The sequence below is a fragment of the Microbacterium neimengense genome (assembly GCF_054782995.1).
This window is the reverse complement of the sequence record NZ_BAAGRK010000015.1, coordinates 533411-552882: the sequence shown is the minus strand read 5'-3', so window position 1 is coordinate 552882 and position 19472 is coordinate 533411. Positions and strand designations below refer to the sequence as shown.

19 protein-coding genes are annotated in these 19472 nt (G+C 69.2%); 9 read left to right on the top strand and 10 right to left on the bottom strand.

Features of this window, described 5'->3' with window-relative positions:
- The first annotated feature begins 28 nt into the window (after positions 1 to 28).
- Positions 29 to 1456 (top strand): MocR-like transcription factor YczR, encoded by a 1428-nt coding sequence (gene yczR / locus ACYVJS_RS13235; RefSeq protein ID WP_460740362.1) that lies wholly within the window; start codon positions 29 to 31, stop codon positions 1454 to 1456.
- 4 nt (positions 1457 to 1460) lie between these two features.
- On the opposite strand, the gene ACYVJS_RS13230 is transcribed toward yczR, so the two are convergent.
- A complete protein-coding gene (locus tag ACYVJS_RS13230; protein ID WP_460740361.1) occupies positions 1461 to 1691 on the bottom strand; it encodes a hypothetical protein in 231 nt (76 codons plus the stop codon).
- Positions 1692 to 1905: 214 nt separating this feature from the next.
- Here ACYVJS_RS13230 and ssb point away from each other — a divergent pair, with 214 nt between their 5' ends.
- The 4 genes from ssb to ACYVJS_RS13210 all read left to right on the top strand — a co-directional run bounded on the left by ssb (position 1906) and on the right by ACYVJS_RS13210 (position 5159).
- Positions 1906 to 2382, top strand: a complete 477-nt coding sequence (ssb, locus tag ACYVJS_RS13225; RefSeq protein ID WP_460740360.1) for a single-stranded DNA-binding protein — start codon at positions 1906 to 1908, stop codon at positions 2380 to 2382.
- A 16-nt stretch (positions 2383 to 2398) separates the two neighbouring features.
- A complete protein-coding gene (locus ACYVJS_RS13220; RefSeq protein WP_460740359.1) occupies positions 2399 to 2884 on the top strand; it encodes a DUF6993 domain-containing protein in 486 nt (161 codons plus the stop codon).
- A 43-nt stretch (positions 2885 to 2927) separates the two neighbouring features.
- Positions 2928 to 4607, top strand: coding sequence for an energy-dependent translational throttle protein EttA (gene ettA / locus ACYVJS_RS13215; RefSeq protein WP_137417106.1), 1680 nt, complete (start codon positions 2928 to 2930; stop codon positions 4605 to 4607).
- Positions 4608 to 4670: 63 nt separating this feature from the next.
- On the top strand, positions 4671 to 5159 hold the full coding sequence (locus ACYVJS_RS13210; RefSeq protein ID WP_460740358.1) for an acyl-CoA thioesterase: 489 nt from the start codon (positions 4671 to 4673) through the stop codon (positions 5157 to 5159).
- A gap of 100 nt (positions 5160 to 5259) precedes the next feature.
- On the opposite strand, the gene ACYVJS_RS13205 is transcribed toward ACYVJS_RS13210, so the two are convergent.
- Positions 5260 to 6174, bottom strand: coding sequence for an acyl-CoA thioesterase (locus ACYVJS_RS13205; protein WP_460740357.1), 915 nt, complete (start codon positions 6172 to 6174; stop codon positions 5260 to 5262).
- A gap of 47 nt (positions 6175 to 6221) precedes the next feature.
- On the opposite strand from ACYVJS_RS13205, the gene ACYVJS_RS13200 reads away from it, so the two are divergent.
- Complete coding sequence (locus tag ACYVJS_RS13200; protein WP_460740356.1) at positions 6222 to 6887, top strand: hypothetical protein; 666 nt, start codon at positions 6222 to 6224, stop codon at positions 6885 to 6887.
- Between the two features lie 4 nt (positions 6888 to 6891).
- Here ACYVJS_RS13200 and ACYVJS_RS13195 read toward each other — a convergent pair whose 3' ends face one another.
- The 8 genes from ACYVJS_RS13195 to pepN form a co-directional block, all read right to left on the bottom strand.
- On the bottom strand, positions 6892 to 8553 hold the full coding sequence (locus tag ACYVJS_RS13195) for an FAD-binding dehydrogenase (protein WP_460740355.1): 1662 nt from the start codon (positions 8551 to 8553) through the stop codon (positions 6892 to 6894).
- Positions 8554 to 8555: 2 nt separating this feature from the next.
- The gene (locus ACYVJS_RS13190; RefSeq protein ID WP_460740354.1) at positions 8556 to 9014 is read right to left on the bottom strand and encodes a globin; all 459 of its coding nucleotides are present in this window, start codon (positions 9012 to 9014) and stop codon (positions 8556 to 8558) included.
- Positions 9011 to 10177, bottom strand: a complete 1167-nt coding sequence (locus ACYVJS_RS13185) for a mechanosensitive ion channel family protein (protein WP_460740353.1) — start codon at positions 10175 to 10177, stop codon at positions 9011 to 9013. The genes ACYVJS_RS13190 and ACYVJS_RS13185 overlap by 4 nt, the downstream gene beginning before the upstream one ends.
- A gap of 10 nt (positions 10178 to 10187) precedes the next feature.
- The gene (locus tag ACYVJS_RS13180) at positions 10188 to 10874 is read right to left on the bottom strand and encodes a response regulator (protein WP_460740352.1); all 687 of its coding nucleotides are present in this window, start codon (positions 10872 to 10874) and stop codon (positions 10188 to 10190) included.
- Positions 10871 to 12118 carry a sensor histidine kinase gene (locus ACYVJS_RS13175; protein WP_460740351.1) on the bottom strand — a complete coding sequence of 416 codons (1248 nt, stop codon included), beginning with the start codon at positions 12116 to 12118 and terminating at the stop codon, positions 10871 to 10873. Before ACYVJS_RS13175 ends, ACYVJS_RS13180 begins: the two co-directional genes overlap by 4 nt.
- Before the next feature lie 10 nt (positions 12119 to 12128).
- Positions 12129 to 12974: an ABC transporter permease gene (locus ACYVJS_RS13170; RefSeq protein ID WP_460740350.1), complete on the bottom strand. Its 846-nt coding sequence runs from the start codon at positions 12972 to 12974 to the stop codon at positions 12129 to 12131.
- The gene (locus ACYVJS_RS13165; RefSeq protein WP_460740349.1) at positions 12971 to 13882 is read right to left on the bottom strand and encodes an ABC transporter ATP-binding protein; all 912 of its coding nucleotides are present in this window, start codon (positions 13880 to 13882) and stop codon (positions 12971 to 12973) included. The genes ACYVJS_RS13170 and ACYVJS_RS13165 overlap by 4 nt, the downstream gene beginning before the upstream one ends.
- 137 nt (positions 13883 to 14019) lie before the next feature.
- On the bottom strand, positions 14020 to 16560 hold the full coding sequence (pepN, locus tag ACYVJS_RS13160) for an aminopeptidase N (RefSeq protein WP_460740348.1): 2541 nt from the start codon (positions 16558 to 16560) through the stop codon (positions 14020 to 14022).
- Positions 16561 to 16699: 139 nt separating this feature from the next.
- On the opposite strand from pepN, the gene ACYVJS_RS13155 reads away from it, so the two are divergent.
- Genes ACYVJS_RS13155 through ACYVJS_RS13145 form a run of 3 tightly spaced genes read left to right on the top strand, consistent with a single transcriptional unit; the run spans position 16700 to position 19471 of the window.
- Positions 16700 to 17893, top strand: coding sequence for a ferrochelatase (locus ACYVJS_RS13155; RefSeq protein WP_460740347.1), 1194 nt, complete (start codon positions 16700 to 16702; stop codon positions 17891 to 17893).
- 37 nt (positions 17894 to 17930) lie between these two features.
- Positions 17931 to 18476 carry a ribose-5-phosphate isomerase gene (locus tag ACYVJS_RS13150; RefSeq protein ID WP_243227742.1) on the top strand — a complete coding sequence of 182 codons (546 nt, stop codon included), beginning with the start codon at positions 17931 to 17933 and terminating at the stop codon, positions 18474 to 18476.
- On the top strand, positions 18476 to 19471 hold the full coding sequence (locus ACYVJS_RS13145) for an Fpg/Nei family DNA glycosylase (protein ID WP_460740346.1): 996 nt from the start codon (positions 18476 to 18478) through the stop codon (positions 19469 to 19471). The genes ACYVJS_RS13150 and ACYVJS_RS13145 overlap by 1 nt, the downstream gene beginning before the upstream one ends.
- Position 19472: the final 1 nt, after the last annotated feature.

Genomic DNA, 19472 nt, shown 5'->3' with positions numbered 1-19472 from the left:
AGATGCCAATCTCGATAGACTGGCTTGCATGGATTCCCGAGTGAGCGCGCGTGCGCTGGCAGCGCGGCTGGGTGGATGGCGCACGAGCGAACCCGCGTACGAGGCTCTGGCCGACGGGATCCGGCTCCTCTGTCTCGACAATCGCCTTCCTGCCGGGACCGCGCTGCCCGCGGAGCGGGAACTCGCCGCCGTGCTCGGCGTCAGCCGGACGACAATCGCGGCCGCGTACCGGAGTCTTCGCGACAGCGGCCACATTCGGAGCCTGCGCGGTTCGGGCAGTGTCACGCAGGGAGCTCCGCAGCGCGCCGCTACCAGGACGATCTCCGACCCTCGCGCCATCGACCTCCAGCAGGCCAGTCCTGCGGCGTGGCCCGGGCTGGCCGGTGTCTTCGCCGAAGCCGCGACGCAGGCACCGGCTCTCCTTGCGCGCCCCGGTTATGACGTCGTCGGACGCGAGGAACTACGCGTCGCGTTGGCCGACCAGTACACGCGGCGCGGCATTCCCACCACGTCGGCAGAGATCCTCATCACGAGTGGGGCGCAGAGCGCCCTGCACCTCCTGGCGACCGTCCTGGTGCGCCGCGGCGATCGGGTGCTGATCGAGAGTCCGACGTATCCGCACGCGGCCGAAGCGCTTCGCTCCGCCGGTGCTCGGCTGGTGAGCGTTCCGGTCACCCCCGATGAGGGGTGGGATCTGGACCGCGCCGAGCAGGTGTTCGCGCGTGTCCGCCCGAGTCTCGCGTACCTGATGCCCGACTTCCAGAATCCGACGGGCCGCTCGATGACAGGCGTCGAGCGCGAGCTGTTCGTCTCGGCAGCCGAGCGTGCGGGAACGACGCTCATCGTCGACGAGACCACGGCCGATCTCGATATCGACCGTGCGATCGAGCCGCCCCCGTTCGCGGCGGACCCTCAGGACGAGCAGATCGTGCGTGTCGGTTCGTTCGGCAAGACGGTCTGGGGCGGCCTCCGCGTCGGTTGGATCCGGGCGGATGAGGAACTCATCCGTCGGCTCATCGCGGCCCGCTTTCCTATCGAGCTCGGAACCCCCGACTGGGAGCAACACGTCGCGACGCTCCTCCTGCCTCATCTGCCCCAGGTCATCGAGCAGCGCGCGCATCTGCTGCGCACCGGACGCGATACGGTCAGCGCAGCCCTGGCGGAGCAGCTTCCCGAGTGGACGGTACCGGCGGTCGACGGCGGCGTGGCGTTGTGGGTGGAGCTCGATCGACCTTTCAGCAGCGCGCTCGTGCTCGCCGCGCGCGCCGAGGGCATCCTCCTTTCCGCAGGACCCCGTTTCGGCGTGGACGGAGGTTTCGAGAAGAATCTGCGCATCCCGTTCACCGCTGGCGCGTCCGACCTCGAGCGCGCCGTCGAGGGCATCGCTCACGCGTGGCGGCGGACCGTCGGGGGAGCATCTCCCGTGAGGGAGGGTGCGCTCGACGCGGTCGTGTGAAGACTCAACCGCGTCGGAGCACAGCAACGGCGTCATCACGTCGCCAGAACTCGCCGACGTCGATGAAAGCGCGCGAGGACCACCGGTAGCGACGAGCACGGTAACGCATTCCCTCCGTGCACGAGAGCGCATCGACCACGCCGATCACGACCCCTGCGGCATCGAGTACGCGCCATCGATCCAGTCCGAGAGCGACCAGAGCCGGCTCGGTCGGGGTCTTCGTCGGTGCGTTCATCGGTTGTGCCTCCCGTGCACTGACGCTAGCGATGGCCGCCGACATGGCATCCTCGCTCCTCCCCAGCGGAATGCGGACGGCGGGTCCGCCGCATCCGGGTCGACCGAGAGGGTGGCGATCCGATCGGACCGGCACAGTTGTCTTCGCTGCGGCGCCCGTCGGGCACCCGGGCGCCGCAGCGTCTTCTGTGTGCCCGATCGAGAGGAGACACACCATGAAGGAACGCATCACGATCGTCGGCAACGTGGCCGCGACGCCCGAGCTGCGGCGGATGCCCTCCGGCGTCGCGGTCGTCAGCTTCCGCGTCGGCGTGACCGAACGTCGTCAGGACAAGCAGACGTCGCAGTGGGTCGACGGAAACACCAGTTGGTACCGCGTGAACGCCTATCGCGGATTGGCCGAGAACATCCACCGATCGATCGGATCGGGCGAGCGGGTCGTCGTGAGCGGTCGATTCTCGTTGCAGGAGTGGGAGACCGACACGAAGAAGGGCGTCTTGGCGGAGATCGAGGCGGAGGCGGTGGGTCATGACCTGCGGTGGGGCACGACCGTCTACACGCGCACCGCCGCACGGTCGGAGGACTCCGCCGGGCACGACCCCAGCCCCCTCGCGGGTCCGGTCGACGACGACGGGTGGGCGGCGCCCGGTGCGGTGAGTGAAGAGGTGGGCGTCGGGTCGACCCCGTTCTGATGCCTAAACTGGCCCCGTGACCCCGCCCCGCGCCGTCCGACTGTCCGCCCTCGTTCTCGTGGCCGCGGCCGGCGCCGTGGTGCTGGCGGCGTGCACGCCGTCACCCGAGCCGACCCCGACCGTGTCGGTCTCGACACCCACCGCCACGACCCCGGCTCCGAGCCCGACGCCGACTCTCGTCCCGGAGGGCTCGGCCGATGACAATCTGCCGCTGTTCACGAGCGTGGTGGATGCGGTCTGGGCCGGCCCGGAGCAGGTCTCGGGGCGGGCCTATGTCGACGCCCTCACGGCGGCCGGCTTCGATAAGGCGGCGATGCAGGTGACCCCGGATCAGTCGACGGTGAACAACCCGGCCGAGAGCATTCAGTTCTCGGTGCGTTGGGGTGAGGAGTGCCTGATCGGGCAGGTGGGACCCGCAACGCGGGAGGCGGTGACCGTGGTCGAGCCGGGCCTTCCCGACGGCACGTGTCTGATCGGTCGCACCCGCGCCATCGACTGGTAGACCGGCGGCGGGGCTGGTGAGCGCCGTCTAGACTGGAGCGGATATGGCCGAATACATCTACTCCATGGTCCGTGCCCGCAAGGCGGTCGGAGAGAAGCTCATCCTCGACGACGTCACGATGGCGTTCCTCCCCGGTGCGAAGATCGGCATGGTCGGCCCGAACGGCGCCGGTAAGTCGACGATCCTCAAGATCATGGCCGGTCTCGACCAGCCCTCCAACGGCGAGGCGAAGCTGAGTCCCGGCTACAGCGTCGGCATCCTGATGCAGGAGCCCGAGCTCGACGAGACGAAGACCGTGCTGGAGAACATCCAGGACGGTGTCGCGATCAAGGCCAAGCTCGATCGCTTCAACGAGATCTCGGGCCTGATGGCCGATCCCGACGCGGACTTCGACGCGCTGCTGGCCGAGATGGGCGTGCTGCAGGAGGAGATCGACGCCGCCGACGGCTGGGACCTCGACTCGCAGCTCGAGCAGGCGATGGATGCGCTGCGCACCCCGCCCGGCGACGCCGCGATCGGCCCGCTCTCCGGTGGTGAGCGCCGCCGCGTCGCGCTCGCGAAGCTGCTGCTCCAGAAGCCGGACCTGCTCCTGCTCGACGAGCCCACCAACCACCTCGACGCCGAGAGCGTGCTGTGGCTCGAGCAGCACCTGCAGTCCTACAAGGGCGCCGTCATCGCGATCACCCACGATCGCTACTTCCTGGACAACGTCGCGGAGTGGATCGCTGAAGTCGACCGCGGCCGCCTGATCGGCTACGAAGGCAACTACTCGACGTATCTCGAGAAGAAGGCCGAGCGCCTCGACGTGCAGGGCAAGAAGGACGCGAAGCTCGCGAAGCGCCTCAAGGACGAGCTCGAGTGGGTTCGCTCGAGTGCGAAGGGACGCCAGACCAAGTCGAAGGCGCGTCTGGCACGGTACGAGGAGATGGCGGCGGAGGCGGAGCGCACGCGGAAGCTCGACTTCGAGGAGATCCAGATTCCTGCCGGTCCCCGCCTCGGAAACGTCGTCATCGAGGCGAAGAAGCTCCACAAGGGGTTCGGAGACCGTGTTCTCATCGACGGACTCAGCTTCAGCCTGCCGCCCAACGGCATCGTCGGTGTCATCGGCCCGAACGGCGTCGGCAAGACCACGCTGTTCAAGACGATCGTCGGTCTGGAGCCGCTCGACGGCGGCGACCTGAAGGTCGGCGAGACGGTCAAGATCAGCTATGTCGACCAGTCGCGCGCGAACATCGATCCCAACAAGACGCTGTGGGAGGTCGTCTCCGACGGACTCGACATCATCACGGTGGGCAAGACCGAGATCCCGTCTCGCGCCTACGTCTCCAAGTTCGGGTTCAAGGGGCCGGACCAGCAGAAGAAGGCCGGCGTCCTCTCCGGCGGTGAGCGCAACCGTCTGAACCTCGCCCTGACGCTCAAGGAGGGCGGCAACCTGCTGCTGCTCGACGAGCCGACCAACGACCTCGACGTCGAGACCCTGAGCTCGCTCGAGAACGCGCTGCTGGAGTTCCCCGGCTGTGCCGTCGTCATCACACACGACCGGTGGTTCCTCGACCGCATCGCGACCCACATCCTGGCCTATGAGGGCACCGACGAGAACCCCGCCCAGTGGTACTGGTTCGAGGGCAACTTCGAGGCGTACGAGCAGAACAAGATCGAGCGGCTCGGTCCGGATGCGGCCAACCCGCACCGTTCGACGCACCGCAAGCTGACGCGCGACTGACCCCGAACGCGGATCGCCCATCACGGGCGATCCGCGTTCTGCATTCGAGGAGTGGGAGCAACCATGACCGAGGGCGAGCGTCGGCTCCACGTGCCCATCCATCTGAGGTGGGGAGACCTCGACGCGTTCAACCACGTCAACAACACCTCCATGCTCAAGCTGTTGGAGGAGGCGCGCGTGCGTGCATTCTGGGAGGCGGACGACGCAGAGCCGCAGTACCCGACCGCGGTCGTCCCGGCCGGGGCCGCGGCCGGCGTGCTCACGCTCATCGCGCGCCAGGAGATCGAGTACCTGCATCCGGTGCCGTACCAGCGTGCGCCGCTCGATGTGCAGCTGTGGTTCGGGAGCCTCGGCGGGTCCAGCATGGAGGTCTGCTACGAGGTGTTCAGCCCGCTGACGGGCGAGCAGCCTCAAACGCTCTACGCCCGATCTTCTGCGGTCGTCGTCACGGTCGATGCCGTCACGGGTCGGCCCATGCGGCTCACCGAGCGGATGCGCGAGGCCTGGGAACCCTACCTGGGCCAGCCCATCGCCTACTCCCGACGCCGCTAGGACACCTCTTCCCGCGAGACTGCATCTCCTGCACGAGATCACGGGTATTACCCGTGATCTCGTGCTCAAAATGCAGTCTCGCGGTGGGCGGTGGGCGGTGTCACGCGGGAGGGATGTGCGGCGGAGGGACACGCACCATGATCTCCTGCGCGACACTCGCGACCAGGTCGCCTTCGCGCGTATAGATGCGGCCGGTGGCAAGCCCTCGCCCGCCTCGTGCGCTGGGGGAGTCCTGCGTATAGAGCAGCCAGTCGTCGACGGCGGCGGGACGGTGCCACCACATCGCGTGATCGAGGCTGGCCACATTGAGGCGGGGTGTGCGCCACGTCAGCCCGTGCGCGCGCAGGATCGACTCCTGAATGGTCATGTCCGAGAGATAGGCGAGCATCGCGCGATGCAGCAGGGGATCGGCCGGCAGCGGTCGGCGCAGCCGCATCCACACGCTCTGGTGCGGTTCGGGGGTCACCGCTTCGCTCTCGAACAGCGTCCCCGGCACGTGGCGGACCTCGACCGGCAGCTGGCTGATACTGCGCATCGACAGAGGATGCAGTTGGTCCGATTCCTGTGGCACGAGCGCCTCCGGCGCCGGCACGTCGGGCATCGGCTCGGCATGGTCGAGGCCCGCATCGTCGGTCTGGAACGAGGCGATCATCGAGAAGATCGGCACGCCCTCCTGATACGCCTGCGTGCGGCGCGCCGAGAAGGAACGGCCGTCGCGGAGGCGATCCACCGAGAACGTCAGCCCCCGGGAGGAGTCCCCGGGGCGCAGGAAGTACCCGTGCATCGAGTGGATGGGGCGGTCCTCGGAGACCGTGCGGGATGCGGCGACCACCGATTGTCCGAGGACCTGTCCGCCGTAGATGCGTCCGAGGGGCATGGCGTGCGAGTCGCCGGTGAAGATGTCCTCCGTGGTGCGCGCATCGCTCGACGCGATCGAGAGGACCTCGATGAGGGAGCCGACCGGGTCGCTCGCGTGTTCGTCAGGGCCGGCGGTGGGTTCATCGCTGTTCGTCATTGCTTCTCCTCGGCTTGCCGCATGCACGCGTTGCTAGTTTAGGTGGGGTGTCCGCTCGTCTCCTGTTCCCCGATCCCGAGGCCGCGACGGACGCACTGACCTTCGCCGGGCGAGCCGGAGCGCTCGATCGGGACGCGGCGGTGCACTTCCGCGGCAACGGCGGCGTGCTGACGATGTCGACGGCGGTGCTGGCATCGCGGGGCCTGCTCGACGCGACGCCGACGGTGCTGGCCATGCGTGTGCTCCCCGTCGACCCTGAGCTCGAGTGCGACCTCAGCGTGCCCGCGGCGCAGCTGAGCGCCGCGTCGGACGCGGCGATCGAGCTCGGTGAGACAGCCGTGCGGCCCGCATGGACCGGAGTGACGCCTCCGCGCACCGGTTGGGAGCCGTCTGGCCGGATTGCATCGGACGTGCTGGCCGCACGCGCGCAGTGGGGGATGGCCGCCGTGGCGGATGCGCTGCCGAGCGACCCCGGTGAGGAGATCGTGCGGGCTGCTCGGCTCCGCGTGTGGGGCGAGCCGGATGAGGCGCTGGGCTCTCAGTTGCGGGCCATAGCCTTCGGCGCCGTCGCGATGGGGTTCGTGCTCGGCGAGGAGGACGCCCGCCTGTTCTCGGCCCCGGGATGGACGCGCCTCTCGCTCTCGCGAGGCCACATCCTGGTGCGCGTACCGAGGCGGTCGGGGATGACGGCGGTACGCACGACGGGAATCTGACGGCTCAGACGGCGCGTCCCGCCGCCCGGCCCGCGGCCCGGCCCGAGAAGAGACAGCCGCCGAGGAACGTCCCCTCCAGCGCTCGGTATCCGTGCACCCCGCCGCCCCCGAACCCTGCGGCCTCTCCCGCAGCGTAGAGCCCCGGGATCGGCTGCCCTTGCGCGTCGAGCGCACGAGAGTCGAGGTCGGTCAGGATCCCGCCGAGGGACTTGCGCGTCAACACGTGGAGCTTGACGGCGATCAGGCCGCCGCCTGCGCGGTCGAGGATGCGGTGCGGCCGGGCTGTGCGCACGAGTCGGTCGCCGCGGAACGCCCGCGCGGAGCGCAGCATCGCGACCTGGGCATCCTTGGTGAACGGATTGTCCATCTCGCGGTCGCGGGCCTCGATCTCCCTTCGGGCCTGCTCGGGATCGAGCGCATCGCCGCCGGGCAGAGCTCGCATCCCCGCGAGCAGGTCTTCGAGCCGGTCGGCGCGCACGAAATCGGCGCCGTGCTCCAGGAACGCGCGGACCGGACCCGATGCGCCCTTCCCGAGCCGGGATCGCACGAGCAGGGAGAGATCCTTGTCTGTGAGATCGGGGTTCTGCTCGCTGCCGGAGAGGGTGAACTCCTTCTCGACGATGCGTTCGGACAGGACGAACCACGAATGGTCGTGTCCGGTGGCGCGCAGGTGCGCCAGGGTGCCGAGGGTGTCGAAGCCCGGGAACAGCGGCACCGGCAGACGCTTTCCGGTCGCATCCAGCCAGACGGAGGAGGGGCCTGGGAGGATGCGGATCCCGTGCTGCGGCCAGATCGGGTCCCAGTTCTGCAGGCCCTCGACGTAGTGCCACATCCGGTCGCTGCCGATGAGCGTCGCTCCCGCGTGCTCTGCGACCGAGAGCATCGCGCCGTCGACATAGGCGGGAACTCCGGCGACCATCGCCTGGGGCGGGGTCCCCAGCCGCTTCGGCCAGCGCTCGCGGACGAGGGCGTGGTTGCCGCCGATGCCGCCGCTGGTGACGATGGTGGCTCGTGCCTCGACCTGGAACTCGCCGACGACCTCGTGCGGGGTCGCTTCGCCGCGGGCGGTGTCGGCGGGCACCAGGATGTCGCCGCGCGCCCCCGTGACCGTGCCGTCGGCCGTGTCCAGTGCGGTGACGCGGTGGCGCGCGAGGATGCGCAGGCGTCCCGTCGCCTCGGCCTCCTCGACCTCCGCGGCGAAGGGAGCGACCAGGCCCGGACCGGTGCCCCAGGTGATGTGGAAGCGGGGTACGGAGTTTCCAGGGCCGGTCGCCGTGTACCCGCCGCGCTCGGCCCAGCCCACCACCGGGAAGAACGAGACCCCGCGCTGGCGGAGCCACGAGCGCTTCTCGCCGTGCGCGAAGTCGAGGTACGCCCGGGCCCATCGCGCGGGCCATTCGTCCTCGGCCCGGTCGAATCCGGCTGTGGCGAACCAGTCCTGCTCGGCGAGCTCCGGGGAGTCCCTGATGCCCATGCGGCGCTGTTCGGGCGAGTCGACGAGAAACAGACCGCCGAACGACCACCAGGCCTGACCGCCGAGATCGACGCGCGGCTGCTGGTCGACGATCGTCACCGACCGGCCGACGCGCAGAGCTTCGCACGCGGCCACGAGCCCCGCCAACCCCCATCCCACGACGAGGACGTCGGTGTGGTGGGATGCGGTCACGATCACTCCTTCGTGGGCGCTGCCGGGTCAACGGACAGAGGGGGCCGTGCCCCCGGTGCCGGGCCGATTCCTGAGGGCTCGAACGTGTTCACCATGGCATACGCGGCGCGCTGCAGGTAGTCCCACAGCGTCGCCTCGAGCAGCGGCGGGAGCTCGCACGCGTCCACGGCCCGGCGCATGTGCGAGAGCCAGCGGTCGCGGGCATCCGGGTTCACATGAAATGCCGCGTGACGCATGCGCAGCCGAGGGTGTCCCCGCTGTTCGCTGTAGGTGGTGGGTCCGCCCCAGTACTGCTCGAGGAAGGTCTGCATGCGCACCTTGGCGGGGCCGAGGTCGGCCTCTGGGTACATGGGCCGCAGAACGTCGTCGTCGGCGATCCCCTCGTAGAAGACGTCCACGAGCTTCGTGAAGAACGCATGGCCGCCGACCTGATCGAAGAAGCTGACCGGCTGTTCGCTCATGCGGACTCCTCGGGCGGGGTACGGGGCTTACGGGGCTTGCGGGGTGCCGTCGACGGCGCGTCACCGGTCGATGGATCCGCGGCTGGGGCAGGAGCGACTGCCTCACCCTGCGGTGCGGCTTCGGAGGCACGTGCGCCGCGTCCCGTTCGCTTCGGACGCCACACCGGACGCTCGTCGGCCGGGACGGGGATCGGCTTGGTGCGGGGAGGATTGGCGCCGCGCACGCGACCCGCGCCCTCGAGCCCGCTCAGCATGATCGAGTTCAGCAGCGGCAGCTGGATGCCCATCGCGTCCATCGCCCGCTTCAGGCGGACCCGGAGCTCGCGCGCGACATCGTCCTTGGCGTTCGAGCGCGTCTTCATCACGAGGCGGATGACCAGGGCGTCGCCCGAGATGGACTCGAGTCCCCAGATCTCGGGCTGCTCGATGATCCGGGTACGCCACTTCGGGTCTTTGGCGAGCTGCTTGGCAGCGTCGAGCATCGCCTTCTCGACCGCATCCAGATCGGCGTCGACGGGAACGGACAGGTCGATGATGACCCGCGACCACCCCTGCGACATGTTGCCGATGCGGGTGATCTCGCCGTTGCGGACATACCAGAGCGTCCCGTTGACGTCGCGAACGTGCGTCACGCGCACGCTGACGTATTCCACGACGCCGGTCGCGAGGCCGAGATCGACGACGTCGCCGATCCCCACCTGATCCTCCGCGACGATGAAGATGCCGTTGAGCACGTCCTTGACGATGTTCTGAGCGCCGAAGCCGAGTCCCGCGCCGATCGCCGCGGTCAACAGTGCGAAGGAGCCCAGGATGCCGGAGTCGATCGTGTTGACGATCAGGATGACGCCGATGATCACGATCGTCACGTTGACGATGTTCTGCAGGATCGAGCCGAGCGTGCGGGTGCGCTGAACCAGACGCACCGCGGCGAGCGGGGACCGATCGAGGGCCTGGGTGTCGGTGACCTGGGCCTTGTTCTTCGCGCCCGAGACGATCCGCTCCACGACCCGATGGATGACGCCGCGGAGGATCCAGGAGACAACGATGGCGCCGACGATGATCCCAAGGACGCCGAGGGCCTTGAATCCGGCGGTCGTGAAGAACGATCCGATGCGTGGCCAGAAGTCCGGGTCGTTCGGATCGAGGACGAAGGTGTGCGTCACCCTCTCGATGCTACCGACCGCCGCTCTCACCGGGCTGGGCGCCGCCGTCCACGAGCCCCGCGCGGTGGGCGATCACGACCGCCTGCACGCGGTCTCTCGCGCCGAGCTTGGCGAGGATGCGGCCGACGTGCGTCTTGACCGTGGACTCGCCCAGAAACAGGGTCGCAGCGATCTCGGCGTTCGTGGCGCCCTGCGCCATCGCAAGGAATACCTCGCGCTCTCTCTCGGTCAGCGTCTCGGTCGGGTCGGGTGCCGCGTTGCGCACGGGCGGTGTGCCCAGGAGCTCGATCATGCGGCGCGTCACACGCGGCGAGAGCGTGGCGTCGCCCCGGTGCACCGCGTGGATCGCGGAGACGAGTTCGTGCCGTTGGGCGTCCTTCAGGAGGAAGCCGCTCGCCCCCGCACGCAGCGCGGCGAACGCGTACTCGTCGAGATCGAAGGTGGTGAGCACGAGGATGCGGGCGTCGGGGTGCGCTTCGACGATCCGCTCCGTCGCGGTGATGCCGTCGACACCCGGCATCCGCACGTCCATGAGCACGACATGGGGCTGCAGGGCCTCGACGGCCGTGACAGCCGAAGCGCCGTCGGCAGCCTCGCCGACGACCTGCAGATCCTCTTCGGCGTCCAGCACCATGCGGAAGCCGAGACGGATGAGCTCCTGGTCGTCCACGAGCAGGATGCGGATGGGGTCGGTCATCGGGTGTCCTCCTCGGTGGGAAGCCAGACGTCGAGCGTCCAGGTGCCGTCGCCGCGTCGGGCACGCAGGGTGCCGCCAGCGTGTGTGACACGCTCGGTGAGTCCGCGGAGCCCGAATCCGGGGTTGTCGTCGGCGCGCTCGGGGGCAACGCCGTCGTTCGTGATTCTGATGCGCACCGCATCCGGATCCTCGCGGATTTCGACCACGGCCTCCGTTGCGCGGGGCGCATGTCGCATCGCGTTCGTCATCCCCTCCTGCACGACGCGTCCGATCGCCAGCTCCGTCGTCGGCGCATGCGTGCTCGTGCGGCCGGACGTGCGCAGCACGACGGGGTAGCCGGCGCCCTGCGCGGTGGCGACGACCTCCTGCGGGGAGGGGGCGGTGAGAGGCGCGAGCGGCGCGCTGCCGGTGTCATCCGTGCGCAGGACGCCGAGCATCGCTCGCATCTCGGTCAGCGCGCCGCGGGCGGTGTCGGCGGTGGTGCGGGCGGCGGAGCGGGCGCGCTCGGTGTCGGTCGTGGCGGCGACGCCCTCCGATAGCGCCACGATGACCGTGAGCGAGTGCGACACGATGTCGTGCATCTCACGCGCAATTCGCGTGCGTTCGGCCGCTGTGGCGAGCTGTGCCTGCTGATCACGCTCGATCGTGAGCTGACGGGAGCGCTCGATGAGGGCTTCGACGTAGCGTTTGCGCCCGCCCACGTTCGCGCCGAAGAGCGCTCCGATCAGGAGCATGACCATGGTGGCGATGGTCGCGCCGATGGCGCTCGACCAGCTCTCGCCGAGCACCACACGGAAAAGACCGGAGATCACGAGGGCGCCGCTGATGATGCCGGAGCTCGCCCACGCGGCCTTGCTCGAGCGGTAGACCGACAGTGAGTAGACGGCGATCGCCAGCGCGACACCGCTGGGAAGCATGGGATACGGCGCGAACAAGTAGGGGAGTGCGGCGATCAGGAACACGACGAGCGGGAAGCGCCGTCGCCAGAGCAGGGCGATCGCGGTGCTCGCCGGTACCGCGATGGACACGATGATCCCGAACGGAGCCCACCTGGGATCCATCGGAGCCGCGGCCACCAGGCCTGGTCCGGAGAGGACGAAGGCGAAGAAGGCGACGAGGGTGTCCGCGAAACGCGGATGCCGTGCCCAGTACCGGCGGACGGCTCCGGGAGGACGAGGCAGCAGCAGGCCGTCGTCGGGGGGAGAGCTCTCCGCCCCGGCGACGGCCTGACTGCTCGCGCTCATCCGCTCGACTCTACGCGTCGCGGGTCTTCAGAACCGCGCCCGCGCCGACGAGGCCAACGACCACCCATGCGGCGAGGGTGAGGCTCGCGGCCCAGGGCTCGAGCGCGTTGCTCCCGCCCCCGGTACCCATGAGAAGCTGGCCGGCGTTCGAGGGAAGGAAGCGTGCGGCATCCTGGATCCACTCCCAGCCCGGAAGTGCGGCGAAGAAGGCCGGGACGATGGGCAGGACGAACACGAGACCCACGCCGAGGGCGATCGCGCCCGGGCCGTTGCGGAGGATGTAGCCCGTCGCGACGCCGATGATCGCGATGACGGCCATGGTCAGCGCGCCGGCGAGCAGCGGAAGCAACGAGACCTCCGGGTTGGAGAAGTCGAGCCCGAGGTCCTTGCGGGCCATGATCGGCGCGGTCGCCGCAGCGGCGATGGCGAAGATGATGATGCTGGACACGAACACGAACCCGGCGACCACGACGGTCTTCGCGAAGAGCGACCCGAGTCGTCCGGGCGCCGCCGTGAGGGTCGAGCGCATCATCCCGGTCGAGTACTCACCGGTGACCTGGATGGCGCCCAGGATCACGGCGAGCAGCATCGTGAAGGTGGTGGGCGCGAGGACCACCATCGTGGCCAGCGAGCCGTCGTCGCCCTGCGGGCCGCCGTCGAAGCTCGTGATCGCCCACGCCATCAGGAGGGAGAAACCGATCGAGAGCACGGCGACGATCGCGATCGACCACCATGGCGAGCGCAGCGTCACGAGCTTGAGCGTCTCGCTGCGCACGAGGCGCGGGAAGGAGAGGCGGTATGCGCCGTCCGTCGCCGGGACGCGACGTGCGGGGGCGGGGGCAGTGGTGGCGCTCATGCGATTTCCTTGCTCTTGTACTCGACGGATTCGCCGGTGAGGGCGAGGTAGGCGTCTTCGAGCGAACCGCTCTGCGGGCTCAGCTCGTGAAGGGGGATGCCGGCCGCTGCCGCAGCGTCGCCGACGGCTTCGGGTAGCGCGCCGACGACGTCGGCGGCTCCGGGCTCGGTCTGGGTGATCTCGATACCCGCTCCCGAGATGAGGGGGATGAGCTCCGCGAGTCGCGGGCTGCGCAGGCGGATGCGGGTGCTCGTCCATTCCGAGACCAGCTGCGACACGGGCGCGTCGGCCAGGACACGGCCTTTGCCGAGCACGATGATGTGGTCGGCGGTGATCGCCATCTCGCTCATGAGGTGGCTGGACAGCAGGACCGTGCGTCCCTCGCTCGCGTAGTGGCGCACGAACTGGCGCACCCAGCGCACGCCCTCGGGGTCGAGACCGTTGACCGGCTCGTCGAGGATCAGCGTCTGCGGGTCGCCGAGGAGCGCCGCCGCGATACCGAGGCGCTGGCCCATGCCGAGCGAGAACCCGCCCGCACGCTTCTTGGCGACCGATTCGAGGCCCGTCAGCGCGATGACCTCGTCGACACGGGAGGTCGGGATCCCGTGCGTGGCCGCGAGCGCCCTCAGGTGGTTGCGGGCGGAGCGCCCGGTGTGCACGGCCTTGGCATCCAGGAGGACACCGACCCGGGTGAGCGGCGAGCGCATCGCGCGGTAGTCCTCGCCGTCGACGGTCACGTTGCCGTGGGTCGGACGGTCGAGTCCCACGATCATCCGCATCGTGGTGGACTTGCCCGCGCCGTTCGGTCCGAGGAAGCCGGTGACCTTGCCGGGTTGGACGGTGAAGCTGACATCGGAGACGGCGTGCTTGTCTCCGAACTGCTTGGTGAGGTTCTCTGCGACGATCATGGCTCCACGCTACGAGCGGGCGCATGGTCGCCGCGTCCCCCTGTGGTACCGATCTCGCCCGCTGCGCCTCGTTCCACGGGCGGAGACGGCAGAACGCCCCGTCGACGCGGGATCGACGGGGCGTTCGGCTCAGCCGATCAGGCGTCCGCCTCCTGGACGGAGAGGGCGCGCTCGACGCCGGCGAGGTTCTCTGCGACCAGACGGCGCAGCGCTGCCGGTGCTTCGCGGTTCTCGATGAGCCAGGTGCGCGTCGCGTCGCGCAGCGCGATGTCGGCGAGGAGTGCCGGGTACAGGCCCACGATCAGGTAGTTCGCGATCTGGTAGCTGCGAGACTCCCAGACCGGCAGCAGCATGTCGAAGTAGGTCGACACGAAAGGGGTCAGCAGGTCGCGACCGGCCGGGTGGGTGAAGCCCGCAGCGGCCGAGCGGACGACGGTGTTGGGCAGGTCGTCGGAGCCGACCAGAGCGTCCCAGGCGGCCTGCTTGGCCTCCGCCGTCGGCAGCGCGGCCTTCGCCTGGGCGGCGAACTCGCCGCCCTTGGCCGTGTTGTCCGCGGCGAGGGCGGCATCGATGTCCGCCGTCGTGACGAGTCCGCCCGCAGCGAGTGAGACGAGCAGCGCCCAGGACAGATCTGCGTCGATGTCGAGACCGTCGAGGACGAGCTCACCGTCGCGCAGGCTCCGCACGCGCCCGAAGTGCTCCGGCGTCGCCGCGGCCGAGGCGAAGGCGGTGACGAACTGCAGCTGGCTGTCGCTTCCGGACGCCGCGCCCTGCGCGAGCTCCCAGAGGCCGTCGGCGACGGCGACACGCGTGGCATCGCGCTTCGCGGGATCGACGTAGGAGTTCGCCGTCAGCTGTAGCTGGGCGAGAGTCGTGCGGACGGTGGTCGACTCCGTCTCGGTGGCGATGTTGCCGAGGACGAGCTGCACGTACTCGGAGGCCGACGCCTCCGCGTCCCGTGTCTGGTCCCAGGCGGCGCCCCAGACAAGGGAGCGGGCGAGCGGGTCGCTGATCTTCGACAGGTGCGCGACCGCTGTGGCCAGCGAACGGTCGTCGAGACGGATCTTGGCATAGGCCAGGTCGTCGTCGTTGAGCAGGATGAGGTCGGGGCGGCGGTGGCCGACGAGCTCGGCGACGTCGGTGCGGTCGCCGTCGACGTCGAGCTCGACGTGGTGCACGCGCACGAGAGCGTCGCCCTGCAAGTCGTAGAAGCCGATGCCGAGACGGTGCGGACGGATGGTGGGGTAGTCAGCCGGAGCCGTCTGGATGATGGAGAACTTGCTGATCGTGCCGTCCACGGACTCGTCCACCGCGGGGGTGAGCGTGTTGACGCCGGCCGTCTCCAGCCACTTCTTGGACCAGCCCGACAGATCGCGGCCGCTGGTGGTCTCCAGCTCCGTCAGCAGATCGGGCAACTCGGTGTTGCCCCACGCGTGCTTCTGGAAGTAGGCGGACACGCCGGCGAAGAACGCCTCGACGCCGACCCACGCGGCGAGCTGCTTCAGGACCGAGCCCCCCTTGGCGTAGGTGATGCCGTCGAAGTTGACTTGGACATCCTCGAGGTCGTTGATCTCCGCGACGACGGGGTGCGTGGACGGCAGCTGGTCCTGGCGATAGGCCCAGGACTTCTCCATCGCGTTGAACGTCGTCCACGCCTCGGTCCACTCGGTGGCCTCGGCGGTGGCGATCGTCGACGCCCACTCGGCGAACGACTCGTTCAGCCAGAGATCGTTCCACCACTTCATGGTGACGAGGTCACCGAACCACATGTGGGCCAGCTCATGGAGGATCGTGACGACACGACGCTCCTTGACCGCATCCGTGACCTTGCTGCGGAAGACGTAGGTCTCGGTGAAGGTCACCGCGCCCGCGTTCTCCATGGCGCCGGCGTTGAACTCGGGCACGAACAGCTGGTCGTACTTCGCGAACGGATAGGCGACGCCGAACTTCTCCTCGAAGTACGCGAAGCCCTGGCGGGTCTTCTCGAACACGTAGTCGGCGTCGAGGTACTGCCAGAGGCTCTTGCGGGCGAACACGCCCAGGGGGATGACACGGCCCGACGAGCTGGTGAGCTCGGAGCGCGTGACCTCGTAGGGACCGGCGATGAGCGCCGTGATGTACGACGAGATCCGCGGCGTCGGCTCGAACGTCCACGTCGCGATGCCGTCGCCCGCGGGAGCGGGCTCGGGCGTGGGCGAGTTGGAGACGACCTGCCACCGGGCGGGAGCCGTGATCGTGAACTGGAACGTCGCCTTCAGGTCGGGCTGTTCGAACACGGCGAACACGCGCCGCGAATCGGGCACCTCGAACTGGGAGTAGAGATACACCTCGCCGTCGACGGGGTCGACGAACCGGTGCAGACCCTCGCCGCTGTTCGTGTAGCGCGCGTCGGCGTCGACGGTCAGCACATTGTGGGCGGCGAGGTTCTCCAGCTGGATGCGGGAGTCCGCGAAGGCAGAGGCGTCGATGTCGACGCCGTTGAGCGTGATGCGGTGCACGCGCTCGGCGATGAGGTCGACGAAGGTCGAAGCGCCCTCGGTGGCGGCGAATCGGATGGTGCTGGTCGAGCGGAACAGCTCCGCTCCCGTGGTCAGATCCAGCGCGATCTCGTACGACTCGGTGTCGACGACCGCGCGGCGCTCCTGCGCCTCGATCCGGGTGAGGTTCTCTCCAGGCACTGCGTTGCTCCCATGGGGTGAGGGTGTGAAAGGCGCGGCATCGCTGCTGGCGACACGGGCGAGACCTCCAGCCTACGGTTTTGCTGCGCATCGGCGGTATCGCTCCGGCCCGATCCGTTCGCGGTGCGAGGATGTTGGCGTGAGTTCCCCTGAACAGACCCCGCTTCAGACCGAGACCCCCGACACTGCGGTGCCCTTCGCCTCGGCGCACGCCGCAAGCGGTCCGCCCTGGGTCGAGCAGCCCACCGCGTACGACGCCGTGCTGCTCGCCGGCTTCGGAGGGCCCGAGGGGCAGGACGACGTGATCCCGTTCCTGCGCAATGTGACGCGGGGGCGCGGCATCCCGGACGAGCGTCTGGAAGAGGTGGCGCACCACTATCGCCACTTCGGCGGCGTGAGCCCCATCAATGCGCAGAACCGCGCGCTGAAGGCTGCGCTCGAGGCCGAGATCGCGCGCCGCGGCCTCGGGCTGCCGGTCTACTGGGGCAACCGCAACTGGGGCCCGTATCTGGAAGAGGCCGTTCAGCAGGCAGCGGATGCCGGTCACACGACTCTGCTGGCGGTCGCGACGAGCGCGTACAGCTCGTTCTCCAGCTGTCGCCAGTACCGCGAGGACTTCGCGCGCGTTCTGGACGCGACGAACCTGGGCGGGAGGGTGACGATCGACAAGGTTCGTCAGTTCTTCGACCACCCCGGATTCGTGTCCACCTTCGTCGAGGGCGTCCGCGATGCGGTTTCGGGTTTCCTGGCCGACGGGGTGCCCGCGGAGCAGATCCGCGTGCTGTTCTCGACGCACTCGATCCCGACTGCCGACGCGCAGCGCTCGGGCCCGCGCGACCGCGACTTCGGCCCCGGCGGGGCGTACGAGGCCCAGCATCTGGCTGTCGCCGAGGCCGTCATGGCGCAGTCGGCGCCGGAGATCGGCTGGAAGCTCGTCTACCAGTCGCGCTCGGGCCCCGCCTCCCAGCCTTGGCTCGAGCCCGACATCAACGACGAGATCACGGAGCTCGCCGCCGCCGGGATCACCGCCGTCGCGATCGTGCCGCTCGGGTTCGTGAGCGACCACATGGAGGTTCTCTGGGATCTCGACACGGAGGCCATGGAGTCGGCGCAGGAGGTCGGCATCCGGGCCGTCCGCACGCCGACGCCCGGCATCGATCCCGCCTACGTGTCGGGGCTCGTCGATCTGATCGAGGAGCGACTCGCCGGCACGCCGGCCTCGCAGCGCCCGCACCGCACGTCGCTCGGCCCGTGGTTCGACGTCTGCCGTCCCGGCTGCTGCGAGAACATCCGCGCGGGCTTCAAGCCGGCGGCCGCCGGCATCGCGCCGTGAGTGCGGGCCGGGTGCGCGCGTCCCTAGGATGAGCATCATGCGCATCCATATCGCCACGGATCACGCCGGCCTCGAGTTCTCGACGCGCCTGCAGCACCATCTCGCCGAAGCGGGTCACGACGTCGTCGACCACGGGCCTCTGGAGTACGACCCTGTCGACGACTATCCGGCGTTTTGCATCCGTGCCGCCCAGGCGGTCGTTCGCGATCAGGCGGCGGGCATCGAGACGCTGGGCATTGTGTTCGGCGGCTCGGGCAACGGGGAGCAGATCGCGGCGAACAAAGTCGCGGGGATCCGTGCGGCGCTGGTCTGGAACATCGCGACGGCCGAGCTCGCGCGCGAGCACAACGACGCGAACGTCATCGCGATCGGTGCCCGCCAGCACACGTTCGAGGAGGCGACCACCTTTATCGACCGCTTCATCGCCACGCCCTTCTCGAACGAGGAGCGCCACGTGCGCCGCATCGCGCAGATCGCGGACTTCGAGCGCGACGGCTCGCTTCTTCCCGACCCCCGAGCGGGTCTCGCGCACCCCGATGTGCTCGACGATGCGTCCAGCAGCTTCGACCCGGAAGCGGGCTGATGCCCGAAGGCCATTCCGTTCATCGGATCGCCCGGCAGTTCGAGCGTAACGTCGTCGGCCACCGCGTTTCGGCGTCGAGCCCGCAGGGCCGATTCGCCGAGGGTGCCGCGCTGCTGGACGGCCGTGAGGCGCTGTCGGTGCGCGCTGTCGGCAAGCAGATGTTCCTCGAGTTCGAGGGCGACCTGTGGCTGCGGGTGCATCTCGGGATGTACGGCGCATGGGACTTCTCGGGCGAGATCCTCGTCGACCCGACGATCGCCTCCGCCAACGGACGCATGGGGCAGACGAACCAGCGGGGGACCGATACGGAGCGCGTTGTGGACGCTGCCGGTGAGAACTCGCTGAGCTCTATCGGTGCGCCCCGCAAGGCGCGCGGACACGTTCGCATGTCCGAGCAGACGTCCGGGCTCGACGACACCGACGCGACGTGGCCGCCGCCGGTCGTGGGGCAGGTGCGGTTGCGGCTGCTCACGGACGCCACGTGCGCGGATCTGCGCGGCCCTACGGCGTGCGAGGTGCTGACCCCGGATCAGGTGCAGGCGGTCATCGCGAAGCTCGGCCCGGATCCGCTCGTCGACGACGTGGCAGCGGGCGAGGAGCGCTTCACGAGCGTCGTCCGCCGCAAGCCCACGCCGATCGGACTCCTGCTCATGGACCAGAGCGTCGTCAGCGGGATCGGGAACGTCTACCGCGCCGAGCTGCTGTTCCGCGCCCGGCTCGACCCGCACACGCCGGGACGCGACGTGCCGGAGGAGGTCGTGCGCGGCCTCTGGCGCGACTGGGTGAGACTGCTGCGCATCGGCGTCGAGACCGGCCAGATGATGACCATGGACGACCTCAGCCCGGATGAGTGGCGCAGGGCGATGGCGCATCGCGACGACCGCCACTGGGTCTACCACCGCGCGGGCCTGCCCTGTCGGATCAGCGGCACATCGATCGTGCTGGAGGAGATGGGGGCGCGAAAGCTCTACTGGTGCCCGGTGTGCCAGAAGTGAG